Source organism: Saccharomonospora glauca K62 (genome assembly GCF_000243395.2).
Lineage (GTDB): Bacteria > Actinomycetota > Actinomycetes > Mycobacteriales > Pseudonocardiaceae > Saccharomonospora > Saccharomonospora glauca.
Genome location: NZ_CM001484.1, coordinates 4,306,731 through 4,323,544 on the forward strand (window position 1 = coordinate 4,306,731; position 16,814 = coordinate 4,323,544).

Below are 16,814 nucleotides of genomic sequence, written 5' to 3' on the forward strand. Positions count from 1 at the left end.
CGGCTCCGGCGGGGCCGGAGTGGAAGAGGTCCCGGTCCGCGCGGGCTGACACGGCGGGCGGCGTGAGGGCGGCCGCCGAGCCCGAGAACCCGCGATCGCGAGGTGTCTCAAGCCCGCGCGGCCGGGACCCGCGCCGTCGCTCGGCTCCCGACCTCACTGCCGGTTCCCGCCCCGGAGCAGGTGGGGAACGACGAACCACAGCAGCGTGAACCCTCCTCCGACGACGACCCAGAGCACGATCATCACGACGGTCCCGAAGATCACCTTGCCGATCAGGGAGACCGTGAGCGTGACGGCCACCGCGAGGCAGCCCAACCCCGCCACGACCACCCGGTTGCCCACCCGCAGGATCTCGGTGCGCCGCCCCTCCCGGAAGAGCAGCCGGTGCCAGGCGGCGGGTGCCGTGAGCAACGCGGTGGCCGTCGCGGTGAAGAGCACCGTCACCAGGTAGAGGACCTTCTCGAAACCACTCGCGTCGCGGAACAACTCCGTGAACGCCACGGCGAGCAGGAAGCCGAAGAGGATCTGCACCCCCGCCTGCGCGACACGCAGCTCGGCGAGCAGCTCGCCCACGTTACGCGCGAGCTGCTGGTGTTTCGGCTCCCCGGTCTCGCTCACGTACCCGCCTTGACCCGTTCCTCGGGAACCACCACCGTGTCCGAACGAGACCGTTCGTGCCAGCCCAACGCGGTGATCGAACACACCACCACGGCCAGGCCGAACCACTGCGTGGCCGACAGGGTCGAGTCGAGCACGGTGACACTGATGATCGCCGCGGTGGCCGGGAAGGCCAGTTCGGCCAGCGTCGCCCGCGCCGCCGGGGTGGCCTGCATTCCCACGTAGTAGAGGCTCAACGCGAGCAGTCCGGGCACCACGGCCAGCAACACCAGGCCCACCGCGTTGTCCCAACCCACCGCGAACGGATCACCCTGCACCGCCACAATGATTGCCGCCACCGGCAGTCCGACGGTGAACCGCAGCGCGGTCACCTCGCGGGGCTGCAGCTTCGTCGACACCAACCTGCCGAGCACGGTGCCACTCGCCCACAGCGCCGCGGCACCGAGTGCGAGCAACGCCGTCCGCAGGGCCGAGACCCGGATGTCGAGCGGGTCCTCGAACGCCAGCAGCCACGCACCCGCCAACGCGGGAACGGCGAAAAGCAGGTAACCGGGCCGCAGCCGCTCCCCCAGGACGACGAAGGCGGCCAGCATCGCGAACAGTGGTTGGAGTTTCTGCAACACCAGCGGGGTGACCGGGTCGCCGCTTTGGAAGGCCGCGGTGAACAACGCGGTGGCCAACGCCGACGCCCCACCGCCGATCAGTAGGACCGCCACCCACTCCCGTGGCCCGCACCGCGCCAGCGCCCGCAGCGCCGAGGGCAGGAACGGCAACAGGAGTACGGCCACGATGAGGTGTTCCCAGAACACCACGGGCGCGGCGGGAAGGTCCTCGGCCAGGGGAAGCCTGAGCAGTCCGTCGGTGCCCCACAGCGCCGCGGCGATGGCCACGAGCCAGGTGCGGTCGGTCCGATCCGATTCGGGCGATGTCATCACGAACCCAGGCTACGAGCGGTAACCGCCCATGGGGACTGTGAGATCAGGCAGTGGAACACCCTCCGACGTGTGATGTCGCGTTGCGACTCCCACCGCCGTCTGGTTAGCACGGTTTATGCGCAACCGAATCGCCGCCCTGTTGGTGACGCTCACGGCCGCCACGGCCGTCACCACCGTGGCCCTGCCCGCGTCCGCCGCGGAGTACGGCATCACCGCCGTGGTCACCACGTTCCAAAGCGACCACCGCTTCGGCGACGCCGTCACCTACGACCCCGATCTCGTTCCGGTGGGCTCCCTGGTCGGCGTCGCCACGGTGACCGAGGAAGAAGGCATGGTCACCGAACTGAAGGTGCGTGGCCTCGTGCCCGATCGCGAGTACGGCGCGCACGTCCACGTCAACCCCTGCGGTGCGACCGGGGACGACGCCGGACCCCACTACCAGCACGTCCGGGACCCGAAACAGCCGTCCACCGACCCCGCCTACGCCAACCCCGAGAACGAGATCTGGCTCGACTTCACCACCGACGCGCAGGGTGCGGGAGAGGCTCGTTCCGAGGTCGCCTGGTCCTTCGGTGATCGGCGTCCCGCCTCCGTGGTGATCCACGAGCACCGTACCTCCACCGCCGAGGGGAAGGCCGGAACCGCGGGCGCACGCCTGGCCTGCGTCGACGTGTCGTTCTGACCGATCACGGGCCCGCTGCGCCGTCCCCGAGGCGTGGCGGGCCCTACCCCTGACAGTGCGGGTCAGGCCCGTTGCGCGGCGTCGTAGCGCGCTCGGGCCGCCGCGATGTCCGCGCGGTGTCGCTGTGCCCAGTCGGTGAGGGAGCGCAGCGTGCCGTACAACTCGCGCGCCATGTCCGTGAGTTCGTACTCCACCTTCGGCGGCACCGTCGGGTAGACGGTGCGCCGCAGCAACCCGTCGCGTTCGAGCCTACGCACCGTGAGCGTCAGCATGCGCCTGCTGATCCCCTCGACCGCGCGCTCCAGCTCGGTGAACCGCACCGGTCCGTGCGCGGCGGCGACGAGCACCCCGATGCTCCACTTTCCCGCGACGTGGTCGAGAACTTCGGCGAGCGGGCAGGCCTCCTCCTCGATGACCTGGGCGGTCACATTCGTGTGACTCCGGGACATGAAAGTGCCTCCTTCCGACCGCCGCGATGGTCACACATGATGACTCCTGTTACAAGTCGTGCACCATGGAGTCGAAATGGAACCATCGACCATCGCGCTCCCATCCCGGACTCGCTGGCTGGCGCTGGTCGTCCTGTGTGCGGGCGCGCTGATGGCCATCGTCGACGAGACGATCGTCGCCGTGTCGCTTCCGGTGATCCAGTCGGACCTGGGGTTCACTCAGGCGGGCGCGAGCTGGATCACCGGCGCCTACCTCGTCGCCTTCGCGGGTCTGCTGCTACTCGCGGGGCGACTCGGTGACCTCGTCGGACGGCGCCGGGTGTTCCTCGTCGGCCTCGCCGGTTTCACCGTGTCGTCGGCCCTGTGCGGGCTGGCCCCGAACCCGGTCGTGCTCGTGGCGGCCCGGTTCGTCCAGGGAATCGGTGGCGCCGCGATGACGGCTGTGCTCCTCGGGATGATCGTCACCCTGTTCACCGAACCCGGCGAGCGAGCCAGGGCCATCGGAGCGTTCAGCTTCGTGCAGGCGTCGGGCGGCACCCTCGGCGCCCTGATCGGTGGTCTCGTCACCGAGGCACTGAGTTGGCACTGGATCTTCTACCTCAACGTGCCCCTCGGGGTACTGGCGTTCCTCCTCGCTCTGCGGGTCCTGCCGGGGGACGAGGCCCCGCACACCCGGCAACGGTTGGACGTTCCGGGGGCGGTACTGGCCACCGGAGGACTCGCCACGCTCATCTACGCGATCACGGGGCTGGAACGGACCGGTTGGGAGGAGGCGTGCGCCTTCGGCGTCGTGGCCGCCGCCCTGCTCGGCGGTCTCGTACTCCGTCAGAGGAAGACCGACGCACCGCTGCTGCCGCTGCGGCTGCTGCGGTCACGGCGGCTCGTGGGCGCCAACGTCGTCCTGCTCCTGCTCGTGGCGGCCATGTTCGGCTTCATGTTCCTCACGATGCTCACCGTGCAGCGGGTGTTCTCCTTTGACACTCGCCAGGCCGGGCTCGCGATGGCTCCGGTGTCCGTGGCCATCGCCGTGCTGTCGCTGATCGTGACCCCGAGACTCAACACCCGCTTCGGGGAACGTCTCGTGCTGCCGGTGGGACTCACCGTCATCGCGGTCGGCTTCGCGCTCCTGGCCACACTGCCGCCCGACGCGAGTTACGTCCCGCACCTGTTGCCCGCGCTGATGCTGCTGGGCACGGGCTTCGGCCTCGCCATGCCGTCGCTGATGTCGCTCGGCATGGCCGAGGCGACGCCGCGGGACTCCGGCGTGGCGTCCGGGCTGTTCAACACGACGCAACAGGTCGGTGGGGCGTTGGGGTTGTCGACCCTGCTCGTAGTGGCGACGGCACACGCCGACGCACGGCTGGCCGAGGGCACGCCGGAGCCCCTCGCGCTGCTCGACGGCTACCGCCTCTCCTTCGGCATCGGGGTGGGGCTCGTGCTCACGGCTTGCGCGATGACTCTGGTTCTCCTCTCTCGTCGGGGACCCGGAACGGAACGACCGGCACGCTCCTGACGGCCCGGACCGGCGGCCCCCCGCAAGCTCACCGATCCGACCAGCGACAATGGGGAGGTGACCGCGACCCTGTCCAAGCCCGCCCTGAGGATCGGCCCCTACCAGGTCGATCCTCCGGTCGTGCTCGCTCCCATGGCCGGCATCACGAACGTCGCGTTCCGCCAGCTCTGCCGGGAATACGGCGCCGGACTCTACGTCTGCGAGATGATCACCGCCCGCGCCGTCGTCGAGCGGCATCCCGGCACGATGCACATGATGACCTTCGGGCCCAACGAAAAGCCCAGGTCGGTGCAGCTCTACGGGGTCGACCCGGCCACCATGCGCGAAGCCGTGAAAATCATCGTCGGCGAAGGACTGGCCGACCACATCGACGCCAACTTCGGCTGTCCCGTCGCCAAGGTGACCCGCAAGGGCGGTGGCGCCGCGCTGCCGTACAAGCGGAAGCTGTTCGCCAACATCGTGAGGGCCTCGGTGGAGGCCGCCGAGCCCGCCGGCGTGCCGTTCACGGTGAAGTTCCGCGTCGGCATCGACGACGAGCACCACACGTTCCTCGAAGCCGGCCGCATCGCCGAGGCCGAGGGGGCCGCCGCCGTGGCCCTGCACGCGCGCACCGCCGCGCAGCGGTACTCGGGGAAGGCCGACTGGTCGCAGATCGCGCGGTTGAAGGAAGCCGTCACGAGCATCCCCGTGCTGGGCAACGGCGACATCTTCACCGCTCACGACGCGCTGCGCATGGTCGCCGAGACCGGATGCGACGGCGTCGTGGTGGGCCGGGGGTGTCTCGGCAGGCCGTGGCTGTTCGGCGAGCTGGAGGCGGCGTTCGCGGGCAAACCGATCCCCGAGGGGCCGAACCTCGGTGAGGTCGCCCGCGTGTTGCGACGCCACGCCGAACTGCTGGTGCGGCACGACGGCCCGGACAAGGCCATGCGCGACCTGCGCAAGCACATGGCGTGGTACTTCATGGGCTTCCCCGTCGGCTCCCAGCTCCGCCGCCGGTTCGCGATGGTGTCGTCGCTTGACGAGCTCGACGAGCTGATCGCGCAGCTCGACCACGACGCGCCGTTCCCCGCCGACGCGCTCGGGCCCCGCGGTCGCCAGGGCTCACCGGGCAAGGTCACGCTCCCGCACGGCTGGCTGGACGACCCGGACGACCCGTGCGTGCCCGAGGGCGCCGACATGATGCATTCGGGCGGCTGACCGGACCACGCGACCGCTTCCGCCCGATCCACGGGTTATCCGCTTGCGAAAAGCAAGCACGCTTCACAACCGCCAGGGTGACGTACCATGCGCACCATGGGGCGGCGAAGCTACGGGCAGTACTGCGGCCTCGCCCACGCCGTCGAACTCGTGGGCGAACGCTGGGCCCTGCTCATCGTCCGCGACCTGCTGGTCGGTCCCAAACGGTTCACCGACCTGCGCAAGGGGCTCGTACGCGTTCCCACCAACATCCTCTCGGCGCGGTTGAAACAGCTCGAAGCCGACGGGATCGTCCGGCGGCGGGTGCTGCCCCGGCCCGCCAGCGCGGTCGTCTACGAACTCACCGACTACGGGCGTGACCTCGAAGACATCGTGCTCGCCCTCGGTCGCTGGGGTGCGCGAACACTCGGCGAGCCACACCGGGACGACGTCGTCACCACGGATTCGGTTGTCACCGCCCTGCGCGCGACGTTCCGGGCGGAACGCGCACGGGGAGTCCACCGGGTCGTCGAGCTGCACCTGGCGGATGTCGTCGTGACGGTCCGGATCAGCGACGGCGTGCTGACCGTGTCCGAGGGAGAGACCGATCACGCCGACGCCGTGGTGAAGACCGGGCCGATGCTGCGTGCCGTCCTGGCGGGCGAGATCACCCCCGAGGACGCCGTCGCCAGCGGCGCGCTGGCGGTGTCGGGAGACGCCTCGGCAGCGAGTGTGTTCGGCAGCGTCTTCGCCCTCGACCCCGCGCCGGCAGGAGCGTCCAGGGTGCCGGAAAGCCAGCACTGACAGTGAAACAGCACTGCGCCATTTTCGTGATACGAGCCACGCGGAACACATTGCGTCGACGAGCACAAGCCGGTATAGCAACGCAGAGTAAGAAGTTCACGCCATGGTGTCGTCACAACCGGCTGATATACGTACGATAACGAAAGCCCGCCTCGCGGCGATCAACAAGCAGATGTGGGAGCCCCACAGGGGAAACCTGAGTGAAGGGAGCGTGCGTGTCCGACGATCACGGCACTCCCGGCCTTACTTCTCAGGCGCAGGAATGGCGAGCACGCGCACAGCGCAACCGCGAGGAAGCTGAGAGGAAGCGGCGCCGGGCACTCGACACCCAGGGTGGTATCAGCGTCGCCGAGATGCTCGCCAGACACGCCGCCGAACGTGGCACGTCGGAGTCGAACGGACGCACGCGTCCGTCGCGACTGCACCGACGAGCCGCCGAGCAGAACGACACCGTGCTGCCGCGGGGCGCCCGACACGCCGCCGACGAGCCGGACGTCGAGGAAACTCCGAGCGAGCCGCCCACGCGCACCGGCCGCCACCAGCGGCCGAGCGTGCCCGAACCGCCGGTCGTGACCGCGCGGCCGCCGGAGCGGCCGCGGGGCGCGAACCCACCGGCTCCCGCGAGCCTCGAACGCCGGGACTCCGGTCGGCCCCAGCCGGTACGGCCGGAGCCGCCCCTGCGCCGCCCCGCTCCGCTCGACGAGGAGCACGCGGACGTCGACCGTCCGCGTGCTCACGGAACCCAACCACCCCAAAGGCCCGAGCCGACACCGCGCTCCGGGTACTTCCCGATGCCCGAACCCGGCTTCGGCGAGCCGCCGCGGCACATCCCCGTACGCGGTGACACCTCCGTGCGGGACCACCCCGCGGCACAGCGACCCTCCGCCCGGTTCCCGACTCCTCCGCCCCCGACCCGGCCCGGCCCTCCGCCCCCCGGCATCGGGGCCAGGCTCGACGCCCCACCGGAACGCAAGGGCGAGACGCCGCCTCCCCCGTCGCGGGCCCCGGAACCCCCGAACCGCAGGCCGCCCGCGCCCACGAACGGCAATCCGCTGCCTCCGAGGGCTCCGCGCCCCGTACCGGCACCGCCGCCCCCGCCCCCGGCGCCCCTCAAGCCCCCGGTCCCCGCCGAGCCCGACCCCGTCGTCGCGCCCGAGACCCCGCCCGTCGCGGAGGACCCGGCACCGGCGCCGCCCGCACCTCCGAAGCCTCGGCGCCGTCCCGCGCCCGAGGAACCGGAACGGTCACTCGAGGACCGGCTCACCATGACCGACCAGTTGGAGCCGGTCGACGACGCCACCAAGTACCGCCGCAAGATCGACGAGTCGCTGGCGCGTTTCTCGGCCGCGCACGACGAACTCGAGGCGGAGGAGCGCAAGAAACGGCAACGGCGGCAGCGTCTCCTCGAACACACGATGACCGCGTTGCAGCGCGTGGTCCCGGTGGGTTCGAGGTCGCCTCGCCGAGGCAACGCCCGCCGTACCAACACCGACCCCGACGACGACGGTGAACCTGCACCGGCCGAGCCCGCCGAGGAAGCCCCCGAGAAAACCGCCGACCCCGAACCCGAACCGGCGTCCACCCCACGGAGCAAGGCCCGTAAGCGCCGAGTCCTCGCTTCGCGCGCGACCGCCGTCGTGATCGCGACGCTGGTGTTCCTCGGCACCGGCATCGGCTGGGGAGCCAAGACGTGGTTCGAAAGCCAGTTCAACGAGATCGCGGCCCTGGACGAGAACTCCTCGGACATCCGCCAGGCCGCCGAGCAGCTCGGCGACGAGAACTTCCTCATCGTCGGGTCCGACACCAGGGAGGGCGCGAGCGCCGAGGACAACGTCGGAACGGCCGAAACGGTGACCGGCGCACGGTCCGACACCGTGATGCTCGCCCACATCCCCAAGGACCGGAAACGCGCCGTCGTGGTGTCGTTCCCGCGCGACCTGGAGATCACCCGGCCCGAGTGTCAGCGCTGGGACTCGGCCACCGGCGAGTACGGCGAGGTCGTCCCCGCGGCCGAGGAGGTGAAGCTGAACTCGGCGTTCAACGTCGGCGGCCCCCGGTGCGTGACGAAGGCCATCCAGCAGATCTCCGGTATGAAGATCAACCACTTCGTCGGCATCGACTTCCAGGGCTTCAAGGGCATGGTGGACGCCGTCGGCGGGGTGACCATCCACTTCACCGAGCCCATGGAGGACGCCGAACTCGGGCTGATCGTCGCGGAGACCGGGGACGTGGTGCTCAAGGGCGATCAGGCCCTGAGCTACGTACGAGCCCGCAAGGTCTACGGCGACCCGACGTTCTCCGACTACGGCAGGATGCAGCGCCAGCAGCAGTTCCTGTCGTCCCTGCTGCGCAAGGTCATGTCCAGCGACGTGCTGTTCGACATGGGCAAGATGACCAGCTTCGTGCAGGAGTTCGCGCGGTCCACGTTCGGCGAGAACATCGGCGTCGACCAGATGATCACCCTCGCGCAGTCGATGCGGGGCATGGACGCGGGCAAGGTCACCTTCCTCACGGTCCCGACCGTCGGCGAGGCCAACGAACGCGGCAACGAGGTGCTGCTGGAGTCCGCGGCCGAGGAGCTGTTCCAAGCGCTCATCGAGAACACCCCGCTGCCCGGTGAGGAACCGACCCAGCAGCCGAACGACCAACCCCCGGCGGACTCCGACTCCGCCACCACCCAGCAGGCCGCGACCGCATGACGGCCGTACAGCTTCGGTTCATGCAGGGTTCACCGAGCTGTACGGCAGGGGTGCTAACCCGGACGTAGAGTGAGCCTCATGCGCGAGGCTTACCACGTCGAACTGGAGAACCTGGCCACGAAGCTGGCCGACATGTCCGCTCAGGTGGCGGATGCCATGGAGCGGGCCACCAAGGCCATGCTGGAGTCGGACCTCGAACTCGCCGAGCGGGTCATCAGCGACGACGCGCTCGTCGACGACGCCCGTGCCGACTGTGAGGAGCAGGCCTACGCGCTGCTCGCCCTGCAAGCGCCGGTGGCCACCGACCTGCGGATCGTGCTCGCCGCCATCCACGCCGCCGAGAGTCTGGAGCGGATGGGCGACCTCGCCCTGCACGTCGCCAAGGCGACCCGACGCCGCCACCCCGAGCCGGTGCTGCCCGACAACGTGCGCCCGTACTTCGCGGACATGGGCAAGATCGACGTTCGGTTGGCCCGCCGCGTCGAGCGCATCATCAAGACCCGCGACATCGAGGCAGCCCGCAGCCTGGAGGCCGACGACGACCAGGTCGACGACATCCACCGCCACTTGTTCAGCGTCATCATGGACAAGAACTGGGAGCACGGCGTCGCCACGGCCGTGGACGTGACCCTGCTCGGCAGGTTCTACGAGCGGTACGCCGACCACGCCGTGTCGGTGGCTCGCCGGATGGTGTTCGTGGCCACAGGGCGTATGCCGGGCTACTCGATCGCCGAGCCGTGAAACACCCGAAAAGCTGCTTGCCCCACACCGGGTGTCCATGTTGCGTACCGCTGATGGCCCATTCGGCGCTAACGCTGCGTCACGTCTTTGTGATGTCGCCGTGACGTTCGACGGATGTCCGACTTCGTTCAGCTTCTGTTCACCAACGCTGTCCTGCCGCGTCACGTGGCGCCCATAGCGTCCAGCATCGTGAGCATCCCCCGAGGTCGGCAGCGACCGGCCTCCACCTTTCGGAAGAGGTCTACTGTGAAGCGTTACCCCCTGGGCCGCGTCGTCGCCCTTCCGGCGGCTGCCGCTCTCACCCTCGGCATCGCGGCCTGCGGTTCGGCCAACGAGCAGGGCGGTGGACAAGGCGGCGACGACTCGGGACTGTCCGGCACGATCTCGGGCGCCGGCGCCAGCTCGCAGGAAGCCGCGCAGAAGGCGTGGCAGGCAGGCTTTCTGAACAGCAACCCCGACGTGACGGTGAACTACGACCCGATCGGCTCCGGCGGCGGTCGGGAGCAGTTCATCAACGGAGGTTCCGACTTCGGCGGCAGTGACGCCTACCTGGATGACGAGGAGCTGGCCGCGGCCAAGGAACGGTGCGGCGACGTCGTGGAGATTCCGACGTACGTGTCGCCGGTCGCGGTGATCTTCAACCTGGAGGGCGTCGAGGAGCTGAACCTCAAGCCCGAGACCATCGCGAAGATCTTCAACCAGAAGATCAAGAAGTGGAACGACCCGGAGATCGCCGCCGACAACCCGCAGGTCGATCTCCCCGACCTCGCCATCACCCCGGTCAACCGCTCGGACGAGTCGGGCACCACGGAGAACTTCGTCGAGTACCTCAAGGCTACCGCGGACGAGGAGTGGCCGTACGAGGTCAGCGGCGACTGGCCGGTGAAGGGCGGCGAGGCGGCCCAGGGCACCTCGGGCGTCGTCCAGGCCGTCAGCAACGGCAACGGCACCATCGGTTACGCCGACGCCAGCCAAGCCGGCGACCTCGGCACGGTGCGGATCGGGGTCGGTGACGACTTCGTGGCCTACTCGCCGCAGGCCGCCGCCAAGGTGCTGGAGGTCTCCGAGCGCATCTCCGGCCGCGGCGACACCAGCTTCGCCTATGAACTCGCGCGCGACACCACCGAGGAGGGGACCTACCCCATCGTCCTGGTCTCGTACGCCCTGGCCTGCACCAACTACGATGACCCGGCGAAGGCCGAACTCGTGAAGTCGTACTTCAACTACATGATCAGCCCCGAGGGGCAGCAGGCTGCGGCGGACAACGCCGGTTCCGCTCCCATCTCCGACGCGCTGCGCGAGGAGATCCAGCCCGCTGTCGACGCGATCGGCTCCGGAAGCTGACACTGACAACCACAATCGTTCGGGTGGTCACCGAACCCAGGTGACCACCCGAACGCCGTGTCCGGGGGTCGTGGCACGTAATGACGCGGGCATCGCGACCAGCACCAGAAGGGATGGCAATTGCCCAGCAAAGCGGAAGGGCCGCGGGCGCGAAAAGTGCCGCAGCGGCCGGGTGACCGCATCTTCGCTGGCGCCTCCACAGGCGCGGGCGTCCTGATCCTTGTCGTACTCGCGGGTGTCGCGGCGTTCCTCCTCGTGGAGGCATGGCCCGCGCTCGTCGCTCCCGCGGAGGACATCCCCGGCGGGGAAGGACTCGCCGTCTACATTTGGCCGCTGCTGTTCGGCACCCTGCTCTCGGCGGTGTTCGCCCTCCTCATCGCCGCACCACTCGCGGTCGCCATCGCATTGTTCGTCACCTACTACGCCCCGCGCCGCGTCGCGCAGGTCCTGGGATACGTGATCGACCTGCTCGCGGCCGTGCCGAGCATCGTCTACGGCCTGTGGGGCTTCAACCAGCTCGCGCCGCTCACCGTGGAACCGACGAGCTGGCTCGCGGAGCACCTCGGCTTCATCCCGTTCTTCGCGGGCCCCCCTTCCGCCACGGGCCGCACGATGCTCGTGGCCATCCTCGTCCTCGCCGTGATGATCCTGCCGATCATCACGGCCGTCGTGCGTGAGGCGTTCCTGCAGACACCGCGGCTGCACGAGGAGGCGGCACTCGCGCTGGGCGCCACCCGGTGGGAAATGATCAGGATGGCGGTGCTGCCGTTCGGCCGGTCGAGCATCATCGGTGCGTCGATGCTGGGCCTCGGCCGTGCACTCGGCGAGACCATGGCGGTGGCCATCGTGCTGTCGGTGTCCGGTGGTGTCACCTTCAACCTCATCAGCACGGGCAACCCAGGGACCATCGCGGCCAACCTCGCGCTGCAGTTCCCCGAATCCACCGGCCTTTCCGTCAACACGCTGATCGCGTCCGGGCTGGTGCTCTTCGCGCTCACCCTGATCGTGAACATGGCCGCCCGCGCGGTGATCGAGCGGCGCAAGGAATTCTCGGGAGCCAACTGATGTCCAGCTCGACCACCTCTCCCGACACCGACCGCACCGACCTGCACACCCCGCTTTCCGGGGTGCCGCTCACCCACGGGCAGCTCCCGAAGTACGGGGCGTGGCTCGTGCTGGCGGTCGCCGTGCTCGCGGGTCTGGCGCTCTGGCAGTTCGCCGACTGGAACATCGCCGGCGCGGCCGTCGTCGCCGCCATCGGCTACACCGTCGTCGTCTACGCCTGGGCTCGCGCGGTCGAGGGCGCTCGCAAGGCCAAAGACCGACTCGTCACCGCCCTCGTCACGGGCGCGTTCCTCCTCGCCCTGCTGCCGTTGGTCTCGGTCGTGATCACCGTGGTGTCCAAGGGGCTCGCCCGTTTCGACACCGAGTTCTTCACGTACTCGATGCGCGGCATCCTCGGCGAGGGCGGCGGTGTGCACCACGCCATCATGGGCACGCTGATCATCACCGCGCTCGCCACGGTGATCTCGGTGCCCGTGGGCATGCTCACCGCGATCTACCTGGTGGAGTACGGGCGCGGCAAGCTCGCCAAAGCCATCACGTTCTTCGTCGACGTCATGACCGGTATCCCGTCGATCGTCGCCGGTCTGTTCGCGTACGCGCTGTTCGCCCTGGTCTTCGGGCCGGGCGTACGCATGGGCATCATGGGCGCCATCGCACTGAGCGTGTTGATGATCCCCGTGGTCGTGCGCTCGACGGAGGAGATGCTCAAGCTCGTGCCGAACGAGCTGCGTGAGGCGTCGTACGCGCTCGGGGTACCCAAGTGGCGCACTATCCTGAAGGTGGTGCTGCCGACCGCCCTGGCCGGGATCGCGACCGGTGTCACCCTCGCGATCGCGAGGGTCATCGGGGAGACCGCGCCGTTGCTGGTGACGGTGGGTATCACCACCGGCGACAACTTCGACCCGTTCGACGGCCGCATGGCCACGTTGCCGGTCTTCGCGTACTACCAGTACGTCGCCCCCGGCACCCCGCCCGAACCCGCACTGGACCGAGCCTGGGCAGCGGCGCTGTTGCTCATCGTCATCGTGATGGCACTCAACCTCGTCGCCCGGCTCATCTCCCGACTGTTCGCGCCGAAGACCCGCGGCTGAAGCTCAAACACGGATAGGAAGCACTGTGGCAAAGCGCATCGAGGTCAAGGATCTCGACATCTACTACGACAAGTTCCTCGCCGTGCAGGGCGTGTCGATGACGATCCAGCCACGGTCGGTCACCGCGTTGATCGGTCCTTCCGGCTGCGGCAAGTCCACGTTCCTCCGCACGCTCAACCGCATGCACGAGCTGGTGCCGAACGCACGGGTGGAGGGCCAGGTCTTCATGGACGACCAGGACCTCTACGGGCCGAACGTGGACCCCGTGCGGGTGCGCACGCAGATCGGCATGGTCTTCCAGCGGCCCAACCCGTTCCCCACGATGTCGATCTACGACAACGTGGCCGCGGGGCTCAAGCTGAACAACCGGAAGATGAAGCGCTCCGACATGGACGACATCGTTGAACAGTCGCTGCGCTCGGCCAACCTGTGGAACGAGGTCAAGGACCGGCTGAACAAGCCCGGCTCGGGGCTTTCCGGTGGGCAGCAGCAGCGCCTCTGCATCGCCAGGGCCATCGCGGTGCAGCCGGACGTCCTGCTGATGGACGAACCGTGTTCGGCGCTCGACCCGATCTCCACGCAGGCCATCGAGGACCTGATGTTGGAGCTGAAGGAGAACTACACGATCGTGATCGTCACGCACAACATGCAGCAGGCTGCCCGCGTGAGCGACGCGACCGGGTTCTTCAACCTCAAGGGCGTCGGCCAGCCCGGCGAGCTCGTGGAGATCGACGAGACCGCCAAGATCTTCTCGACCCCGAAGCACAAGGCCACCGAGGACTACATCTCCGGCCGCTTCGGCTGACACCGGCCTCGGCCACGAGGGGTGTGGACGGGCGAAAAGGCCCGCTCACGCCCCTCGTTCGTACTGGACGTCGGTCTCGACGACGTCGAAGCCGAGCTTGCGGTAGACGGCGAGGGCGGGCGCGTTGTCCCCTTCGACGTAGAGGATGACCTGTTCCGGGCCGCGCTCCCGCAGGTACCGCAGGCCGGCGAGGGTCAGTGCCTTGCCGAGCCCCCCGCCCTGGGCGTCGGGGTCGACACCGACGACGTACACCTCGCCGACGGGCCGTCCGCCGAAACGATGCGGGTTCGCCGGGTGCACCTTCGTCCAGTGGAAACCGATCACCCGCCCGTCGGCGTTCTCGGCGAGGAAGAACCCCTCCGGATCGAACCAGCTCTCGCGCTGTGCCTCCCGCAGCGCGGCGATATCGAACGCACTCTGCTCCGGGTGCCAGTCGAACGCTCGGGCGTTGACCTCGATCACGGCCCGTTCGTCCCGCCCCGGTACGAACGTCCGCAGTCGCACACCGTCGGGCAGGGCGGGCTCCGGCCACTCGTGCTCGGCCGCGGTCGCCCCCATGACCAGCAGTTCCCTGGCTCGCGAGAGCCCGAACCGCTCGGCGAGGCGGGCGGCGGCGGGATGGTCGCCGTGCGACCACACCCGGAGCGGCCCGCTGCTTCGCCGCAGCACCTCCTCCAACGCCGCCGCCCCGTGGCCGCGCCGCCGATGCGCCGGGTGCACGATCAGCTCGGCCACCTGCCGTCCGAAGGCGTCCCCACGCTGATCGAGGTGGGCGTAGGCCGCGAGCGCGGTGGTGGGCCCCTCCCCGACGAGGCCCAACAGGTGTCGGGGGCCCGCGAACTCCCCGGGAAGCGAGCCACCGGGCTCGACGTCCGGCCTACCGTCGGTCTCGCGGGCAGCCAGCAACAGCGCCCGCACGTCCTCGGCCCGCTCGCCCGTCAACTCGTCGGCCCACACGAAATCGCGCATGACCCAACCCTAGCCCGGTGAAGGGTCACCGGGACGGCACGAACCGCAGGTGGGACCGCTGCCTCAACCGCAGCGCGAACGCGCCCGCGACGACGGCCAACAGCACCACCGTGCAAAGCGCTCCGTGCGCCAACCCCCGCAGCAGGTACGCCTCGTCCACGCCGTCGACCGCGTACGTGGCGATCTCCCGGCTGAACCAGAACGGCAGCATCTTGGCGAGCAGGGTCGTGGGATCGGCCATCATCTGCAGCCCGGTCACGGCGAGCAGGATGAGCGTCCCCTCCAGTTCCCTGGGGAACACGGCGCTGAGGGCGAGTCCGAAGGGAGCCGAGATCAGCACAGTGATGGCCATGATGAGCGCCACGGAGCCGTGCCGGACGCCGGACTGGTCCACCAGGATCAACACGAAGTACGGGGTCGAGAGCACGACGCCCACGAGCCACAGCGCCCCGAGCCTGCCGAGGTAGAGGTGATGGCTGCGGTAGCCGGACAGGCGCAGTCGCGGCTCCAGCGACCTGCCGGAGTTCCCCGCGAACAGCGCGGCCGTGCTCAGCGCCCAGCCGAGGCCGAGGCAGACGAAACGGATCGACTGCCCGAGGTGATCCCCACGCCTGCTGAGATAGAACGCCAACGGCAACAGCAACAGGATCACCAACACCGAACGGCGCCGCAGCACCTCTCGCAATGCCATCTCGGCGACCGTGACGACCTTGTTCACGCGACAGCCCTCCTAGCCGGGGTCAGATCGAGCACGGTGTCCACGCGGTCGAGCTGGCTCAGCAGGTGGGTCACCACCACGACGGCCTTGCCGGCGTCCCGCCATTCCCACACGTGCTGCCAGAAGTCCAGATAGGACCCTCGGTCGAAGCCCTGGTACGGCTCGTCGAGCAACACGATGTCGGGGTCGCCGAGACCGGCGAGCACGAGATTGAGTTTCTGCCGAGTACCGCCGGAGAGGTGACGTGCCTGATGCCCTCGCTCGGGTTGCCAACCCAGCTCCGCTGCCCTGCGACGCCCGGTGTCCGTGGCGCGGCGCCGGGTCAACCCGCGTCCGGCTCCGATGAGGACGAAGTGCTCGTCGGCCGACAGGAAGTCGGCCGTGCCGCCGTTCTGCGGGCAGTAGCCGAGCGTCCCGTAGGCCCGGACCTCACCGTCGTCGGCGCTCACCAGCCCGGCGCAGATACCGAGGAACGTGCTCTTGCCGCAGCCGTTGGCGCCGACGACGGCCACGATCTGGCCCGCCCGCACCGTGAGGTCGACACCGGACAGCACCGTCCGGCGACGGTACTTCTTCGTGATGCCCCGGACGTCCAGCAGCACCCGGCCGGGCGGACGCCGCGTCCGGCCGATGCTGTCGACCACCACGTCGGCGTACGTCTGCGGGCTGCCGAACGACTGCACCGGCGGTTCCCCGCTGTCCTGCAGGTGGGTGGCGGTCTCGGCGACCACCTGCCGTAGGACGGGCGGCGCCACTCCTCGCCTTCGCAGCTCGTTCGCGAAAGCGGCGAGCCAGCCGTCGTACTGCGTCCTGCGCGTCGTCATCAGCGTCCTTTCCCCAGGATCGAGTCCACGCCGTGGCGGAAGGCGTGCCACTCCGCAGCGGCGTCCCGCAAGGCCACTTCGCCTGCCGGGGTGATCCGGTAGTACTTGCGGGCCGGACCGACGGTTCCCTCACGCCACGTCGCGGTGATCAACCCTCGGCGTTCGAGGCGCAACAGCAGCGGGTACAGCGTGCCCCCCTTGATGGCGCCCAGTCCGGCCTCCTCCAGCGCGGCGGCGAGCTCGTACCCGTACGACTCCCGGCGCCGCACCAGCGCCAGCACACACAGCTCCAACACGGCGCGTAACCACTGAGCCCGTCGATCGTGCTGCACGGGCGTGAACGGTAACAGCAGACTAAGTAGTCTCGCTACCTAGTAGGCC

At 69.3% G+C, this 16,814-nt stretch carries 17 protein-coding genes; 10 read left to right on the forward strand and 7 right to left on the reverse strand.

Going from position 1 to position 16,814, the window contains the following annotated elements:
- Nucleotides 1–153 precede the first annotated feature (153 nt).
- Together SACGLDRAFT_RS20140 and SACGLDRAFT_RS20145 are read right to left on the reverse strand one after the other, a co-directional pair.
- Nucleotides 154–618: a DUF6328 family protein gene (locus tag SACGLDRAFT_RS20140; protein WP_005466846.1), complete on the reverse strand. Its 465-nt coding sequence runs from the start codon at nt 616–618 to the stop codon at nt 154–156.
- The gene (locus SACGLDRAFT_RS20145; RefSeq protein ID WP_005466847.1) at nt 615–1,550 is read right to left on the reverse strand and encodes a DMT family transporter; all 936 of its coding nucleotides are present in this window, start codon (nt 1,548–1,550) and stop codon (nt 615–617) included. The genes SACGLDRAFT_RS20140 and SACGLDRAFT_RS20145 overlap by 4 nt, the downstream gene beginning before the upstream one ends.
- Before the next feature lie 118 nt (nt 1,551–1,668).
- Here SACGLDRAFT_RS20145 and SACGLDRAFT_RS20150 point away from each other — a divergent pair, with 118 nt between their 5' ends.
- On the forward strand, nt 1,669–2,235 hold the full coding sequence (locus SACGLDRAFT_RS20150; protein ID WP_005466848.1) for a superoxide dismutase family protein: 567 nt from the start codon (nt 1,669–1,671) through the stop codon (nt 2,233–2,235).
- Nucleotides 2,236–2,297: 62 nt separating this feature from the next.
- On the opposite strand, the gene SACGLDRAFT_RS20155 is transcribed toward SACGLDRAFT_RS20150, so the two are convergent.
- Entirely contained in the window at nt 2,298–2,684 is a 387-nt protein-coding gene (locus tag SACGLDRAFT_RS20155) for a winged helix-turn-helix transcriptional regulator (RefSeq protein WP_005466849.1), read from the reverse strand.
- A gap of 76 nt (nt 2,685–2,760) precedes the next feature.
- On the opposite strand from SACGLDRAFT_RS20155, the gene SACGLDRAFT_RS20160 reads away from it, so the two are divergent.
- The 9 genes from SACGLDRAFT_RS20160 to pstB all read left to right on the forward strand — a co-directional run bounded on the left by SACGLDRAFT_RS20160 (nt 2,761) and on the right by pstB (nt 13,922).
- A complete protein-coding gene (locus SACGLDRAFT_RS20160) occupies nt 2,761–4,197 on the forward strand; it encodes a DHA2 family efflux MFS transporter permease subunit (RefSeq protein WP_005466850.1) in 1,437 nt (478 codons plus the stop codon).
- Between the two features lie 57 nt (nt 4,198–4,254).
- Nucleotides 4,255–5,394, forward strand: coding sequence for a tRNA dihydrouridine synthase DusB (gene dusB / locus SACGLDRAFT_RS20165; protein ID WP_005466851.1), 1,140 nt, complete (start codon nt 4,255–4,257; stop codon nt 5,392–5,394).
- A gap of 96 nt (nt 5,395–5,490) precedes the next feature.
- Entirely contained in the window at nt 5,491–6,177 is a 687-nt protein-coding gene (locus SACGLDRAFT_RS20170) for a winged helix-turn-helix transcriptional regulator (RefSeq protein ID WP_040920224.1), read from the forward strand.
- 1,265 nt (nt 6,178–7,442) lie between these two features.
- Nucleotides 7,443–8,876, forward strand: coding sequence for an LCP family protein (locus tag SACGLDRAFT_RS23035; protein WP_051036276.1), 1,434 nt, complete (start codon nt 7,443–7,445; stop codon nt 8,874–8,876).
- Between the two features lie 78 nt (nt 8,877–8,954).
- Nucleotides 8,955–9,617, forward strand: coding sequence for a phosphate signaling complex protein PhoU (phoU, locus tag SACGLDRAFT_RS20180; protein WP_005466856.1), 663 nt, complete (start codon nt 8,955–8,957; stop codon nt 9,615–9,617).
- 246 nt (nt 9,618–9,863) lie between these two features.
- Nucleotides 9,864–10,961, forward strand: coding sequence for a phosphate ABC transporter substrate-binding protein PstS (gene pstS / locus SACGLDRAFT_RS20185; protein WP_005466857.1), 1,098 nt, complete (start codon nt 9,864–9,866; stop codon nt 10,959–10,961).
- A gap of 120 nt (nt 10,962–11,081) precedes the next feature.
- Nucleotides 11,082–12,026, forward strand: a complete 945-nt coding sequence (gene pstC, locus SACGLDRAFT_RS20190; RefSeq protein ID WP_005466858.1) for a phosphate ABC transporter permease subunit PstC — start codon at nt 11,082–11,084, stop codon at nt 12,024–12,026.
- Nucleotides 12,026–13,117, forward strand: a complete 1,092-nt coding sequence (gene pstA, locus SACGLDRAFT_RS20195; protein WP_005466859.1) for a phosphate ABC transporter permease PstA — start codon at nt 12,026–12,028, stop codon at nt 13,115–13,117. The genes pstC and pstA overlap by 1 nt, the downstream gene beginning before the upstream one ends.
- 25 nt (nt 13,118–13,142) lie before the next feature.
- Nucleotides 13,143–13,922, forward strand: coding sequence for a phosphate ABC transporter ATP-binding protein PstB (gene pstB, locus SACGLDRAFT_RS20200; RefSeq protein ID WP_005466860.1), 780 nt, complete (start codon nt 13,143–13,145; stop codon nt 13,920–13,922).
- Nucleotides 13,923–13,967: 45 nt separating this feature from the next.
- Here the strand turns inward: pstB and mshD are convergent, their stop codons facing one another.
- Genes mshD through SACGLDRAFT_RS20220 form a run of 4 tightly spaced genes read right to left on the reverse strand, consistent with a single transcriptional unit; the run spans nt 13,968 to nt 16,765 of the window.
- Nucleotides 13,968–14,891, reverse strand: coding sequence for a mycothiol synthase (gene mshD / locus SACGLDRAFT_RS20205; protein ID WP_005466861.1), 924 nt, complete (start codon nt 14,889–14,891; stop codon nt 13,968–13,970).
- Nucleotides 14,892–14,916: 25 nt separating this feature from the next.
- A complete protein-coding gene (locus SACGLDRAFT_RS20210) occupies nt 14,917–15,609 on the reverse strand; it encodes an ABC transporter permease (RefSeq protein WP_005466862.1) in 693 nt (230 codons plus the stop codon).
- Nucleotides 15,606–16,433, reverse strand: a complete 828-nt coding sequence (locus SACGLDRAFT_RS20215; protein ID WP_005466864.1) for an ATP-binding cassette domain-containing protein — start codon at nt 16,431–16,433, stop codon at nt 15,606–15,608. The genes SACGLDRAFT_RS20210 and SACGLDRAFT_RS20215 overlap by 4 nt, the downstream gene beginning before the upstream one ends.
- A complete protein-coding gene (locus SACGLDRAFT_RS20220) occupies nt 16,433–16,765 on the reverse strand; it encodes a PadR family transcriptional regulator (RefSeq protein WP_040919365.1) in 333 nt (110 codons plus the stop codon). The genes SACGLDRAFT_RS20215 and SACGLDRAFT_RS20220 overlap by 1 nt, the downstream gene beginning before the upstream one ends.
- Between the last annotated feature and the right edge of the window lie 49 nt (nt 16,766–16,814).

Coding starts and splice junctions, on each gene's coding strand:
- SACGLDRAFT_RS20160 (WP_005466850.1), top strand. CDS start 2,761: ATGGAACCATCGACCATCGCGCTCCCATCCCGGACTCGCTGGCTGGCG.
- SACGLDRAFT_RS20145 (WP_005466847.1), bottom strand. CDS start 1,550: ATGACATCGCCCGAATCGGATCGGACCGACCGCACCTGGCTCGTGGCC.
- SACGLDRAFT_RS20155 (WP_005466849.1), bottom strand. CDS start 2,684: ATGTCCCGGAGTCACACGAATGTGACCGCCCAGGTCATCGAGGAGGAG.
- mshD (WP_005466861.1), bottom strand. CDS start 14,891: ATGCGCGATTTCGTGTGGGCCGACGAGTTGACGGGCGAGCGGGCCGAG.
- SACGLDRAFT_RS20150 (WP_005466848.1), top strand. CDS start 1,669: ATGCGCAACCGAATCGCCGCCCTGTTGGTGACGCTCACGGCCGCCACG.
- SACGLDRAFT_RS23035 (WP_051036276.1), top strand. CDS start 7,443: ATGACCGACCAGTTGGAGCCGGTCGACGACGCCACCAAGTACCGCCGC.
- pstA (WP_005466859.1), top strand. CDS start 12,026: ATGTCCAGCTCGACCACCTCTCCCGACACCGACCGCACCGACCTGCAC.
- SACGLDRAFT_RS20215 (WP_005466864.1), bottom strand. CDS start 16,433: ATGACGACGCGCAGGACGCAGTACGACGGCTGGCTCGCCGCTTTCGCG.
- SACGLDRAFT_RS20170 (WP_040920224.1), top strand. CDS start 5,491: ATGGGGCGGCGAAGCTACGGGCAGTACTGCGGCCTCGCCCACGCCGTC.
- phoU (WP_005466856.1), top strand. CDS start 8,955: ATGCGCGAGGCTTACCACGTCGAACTGGAGAACCTGGCCACGAAGCTG.